Here is a 3,303-nt window from a genome sequence, read left to right as displayed (position 1 = left end):
TGCGGACGTCAGACATCCCGCTCAACAACTCGAGGGCCTCTTCCGTCACGACCCCAACCATCACCCGATCAGCGACCACACTGAACAGGCTCACTGGTCCACGAGCCGGAAGTATTCCTCCCGCTCGCGGTCAACCTCTTGCGTCCCTGCGAAGATTGGATCTTGCGGATCTCGAAGGCCACTGCATCCCCGACGGTCGCAGTTTGCGATGATGGCTAGAACTCAATGACCAGGTCGTCGGGGGCCGGGTCTCCTTGATCCATCACCAATGTCAGCGGCTGGTCCAGCAACCATTTGGCGCAATGCCAACTCGCATCTTGCGAAGTCGAGATCAGCAGCTGGGAGCCGGCGTCATTATCGACTGAAGCTCCGAAGCTCGCATACTGGAATCGAGCCGACGAACACAGACGAATCAGGAGGCGACATGGAAGGTTGGCGCTTCGATTACGATCCCATGGCTGGCAGCCCTCTGGAGCTATCGGGCGCAGCAATGATGGTGCTGGATGGTTGTGGACGGATTCTGGGTTGGAGCGATTCTGCGCAGGGTCTGTTTGGGTATCCAAGCGACGTAGCAATTGGCAGCAAGCTAGATTCCGTTCTAGGCGAGAAGGCAGGGCCGTTCCGTGCCCTTGGCGCTGAACAGGTAGCCGCCATACGACCTCAGCGCATGGTGCTCACCGTAAGACATGCAGACGGACATCCTGTACGGGCTGTGCTGCTCGCGTTCCGACTGCTCCCGGTAAGAGAGGGCCGCCCTACTGACACGCCGACATGGATCTTCATCGCTTTCGGTATGGAGCAGTACCGAACCTGGGAAGTGCAGCAATCAATGCTGCAGGGGCTGATCGAACAGTCGCCGATCGGTCTTGCCATCTACGACACAGACCTCCGTCTGATGTGGGCAAATGAGGCATCAGTACTCGAGATCGGAGAGCCCCTCGCGGATCACACTGGCACCCACGCGGATCACCTCTACCCGCATGGACGGGTCCTGACTCCTCTCTATCCGCCGACGCTAGGCGGTGTCATGAGACAAGTACTCGAGACGGGAGAACCCGTCATTGACCTCCACTACCGGGCCCGTCTTCCGACGAATCCGGGACGCATGCGCGTGTGGTCATGCTCGTACTACCGATTAGAGGACGCGAGTGGTCGTCCAGTGGGGGTGTGCGAAGACGCCTTCGACATCACCGAACGGTATAGGGCTCAACAGCGGATTTCGCTACTCGCAAGAGCTGGCGCCTCAATCGGGGAATCTTTAGACGCAGGCCTCACCGCCCGAGCCATCAGTGAAGCGGCGGTTCAAGAATTCGCTGATGAGGTAACGGTTGACGTCCTAGAAACTGTCCTCAACGGTGACAGACCCATCGGGAAAAAGCTGAAAACTCCACTTATCCGTTTAGCAGAAAGTTCCGCACCGCATGGCCGGCTGACGAGGCCTCACTCGAGCACCCACCTTAAAGGCGCCCATGGAATACCTGTTCGCTACGCTCCCGGATCACCTCATATGCAATCCTGGACGACCGGACAATCAGTATCCCATGACGCGGGCGCTCCAGGGAATGACACAGATGCATACTCCGAGCTCATTGTTCCGCTCCGGTCTCGCGGCACGACGCTCGGACTAGTTTCGTTCCGCCGAACAGGCCCAGACCCGCTGCACTTCGACTCTCATGACCGGCAGCTCGCTGAGGAACTGACGATGCGCACGGCAAGTGGCATAGACAATGCCCGCCGATTCGCGCGTGAACGAGCAGCTGCGCTTGCCCTGCAGCGCACCCTCCTGCCGCAACAGCTCCTAGCACAGAGCGCCGTTGAAGTGGCACACAGGTACCTCCCGGCTGACACAGATGCAGGTGTCGGGGGTGATTGGTTCGACGTGATCCCGCTGTCAGGCGCCAGAGTCGCACTTGTCGTGGGGGATGTGGTGGGTCGTGGTATCAGTGCCGCCGCTACCATGGGGCGCTTGCGTACCACCGTTCGTGCGCTGGCTCGCCTGGACCTGTCCCCCAGCGAGGTGCTCGGGCACCTGGATGAACTGATCCAGTTAGATGATGAGCGCGCCCTTGAGGATGAGGCACTCGGGGCCACATGTCTCTACGCCGTGTATGACCCTGTTTCGATGCGTTGCACGATGGCACGTGCGGGGCACCCTCCGCCCGCAATCGTTGCGCCAGACGGACACATCACCTATCCGGAGACGATGCCAGGCCCGCCGTTGGGCATCGGGGGCCTCCCGTTCGAGACCACAGAAGTTTCTCTTGCACCGGGCAGTCTCCTTGCCTTGTATACCGACGGCTTGATCGAGGCGCATGACTACGACATCGACACGGGATTTCGGCTGCTCAGCCGTGCCTTGGCAGAGTACGAGAGCAGTCTTGAAGAACTTTGCGACCGCATCGTCGGATCACTGCTGCCTCCGGACCGAAAGCCCGATGACGTTGCGGTGCTTCTTGCAAGGACAAGGAAGCTGAGTCCGGAACGCGTGGCAGTTTGGGAAGTGGAGGATCAGCCCACAGCTGTCCAAGTCATCCGCTCGCTCGTCGCTAGTCGGCTCAGTGACTGGAACCTGAGCGCTCTGGAGTTCTCGACCGTTCTCATCGTCAGTGAGCTGGTGACGAACGCCATCCGCCACGCTTCTGGCCCGGTCAGGGTCCGTCTCATCCGTGACCGGTCTTTGCTTTGTGAGGTATCGGACAAGAGCCACACAGCGCCTCACCTGCATCATGCGTCAACTGACGATGAGGAGGGTCGTGGCCTCTTCATCATCGCCCAACTGGTCGAGCGATGGGGCACTCGCTACACCGAAGAAGGAAAAACAATCTGGACGGAGCAGGCTACGCCGGTCTGCTATGGGTCAGTCTGAACATGCCATGGCACGCCGGCGCAGTCCGGAGGCTGTGCCTCAGCCTGAGTCGCCATCTCAATAAGCTACCGGGACTAATCGCAGTGCACCGCGCTTCAGCCCGGTGGTGAAGCCATTCTCAGAACTGCCCTGACCCGCAGGTGGACGATAACCACGTGGGCGTGCAGCGAAAGCGCAGTGCCTGCCAGATGTGGATGTTCCGATACCCAGCCATAAACCAACTGAAATTCGCATTCGTGCAGCTCAGGTCCTTTCGTATGCACACGAACGGTCCTCAGCGCTCGGCGCTGGCCAGGGCGTGCGGGTGCTCGCGGGTGGTCTACAACGACGCTTTGCGCGTTCGTGAGCCTCTTTCATCCTGTGCTGGAGGGTGAAATGGGCTGGTCAGCAGGTGTGGTGACGAGGCAGGGCCCCTCGTCGTTGGCGTGGTGATTCCA

Annotated in this window: 2 protein-coding genes and 1 pseudogene; all 3 read left to right on the top strand. The window is 60.0% G+C overall.

Annotated features, from left to right (window positions below):
• Positions 1–268: 268 nt before the first annotated feature.
• A pseudogene (locus ACZ6C1_RS38870) lies at positions 269–1,192 on the top strand (PAS domain-containing protein); the annotation flags it as partial.
• 510 nt (positions 1,193–1,702) lie between these two features.
• Complete coding sequence (locus ACZ6C1_RS38865; RefSeq protein ID WP_469247737.1) at positions 1,703–2,866, top strand: SpoIIE family protein phosphatase; 1,164 nt, start codon at positions 1,703–1,705, stop codon at positions 2,864–2,866.
• A gap of 188 nt (positions 2,867–3,054) precedes the next feature.
• Entirely contained in the window at positions 3,055–3,240 is a 186-nt protein-coding gene (locus ACZ6C1_RS38860) for a helix-turn-helix domain-containing protein (protein ID WP_469247736.1), read from the top strand.
• Positions 3,241–3,303 lie beyond the last annotated feature (63 nt).

Source organism: Streptomyces sp. NPDC041796, assembly GCF_055590785.1.
This window is presented reverse-complemented; position numbering and strand designations above follow the sequence as displayed.

Excerpts from the sequence above, each read along its gene's own strand:
- ACZ6C1_RS38865 (WP_469247737.1), top strand. The coding sequence starts at position 1,703 with ATGCGCACGGCAAGTGGCATAGACAATGCCCGCCGATTCGCGCGTGAA.
- ACZ6C1_RS38860 (WP_469247736.1), top strand. The coding sequence starts at position 3,055 with ATGTGGATGTTCCGATACCCAGCCATAAACCAACTGAAATTCGCATTC.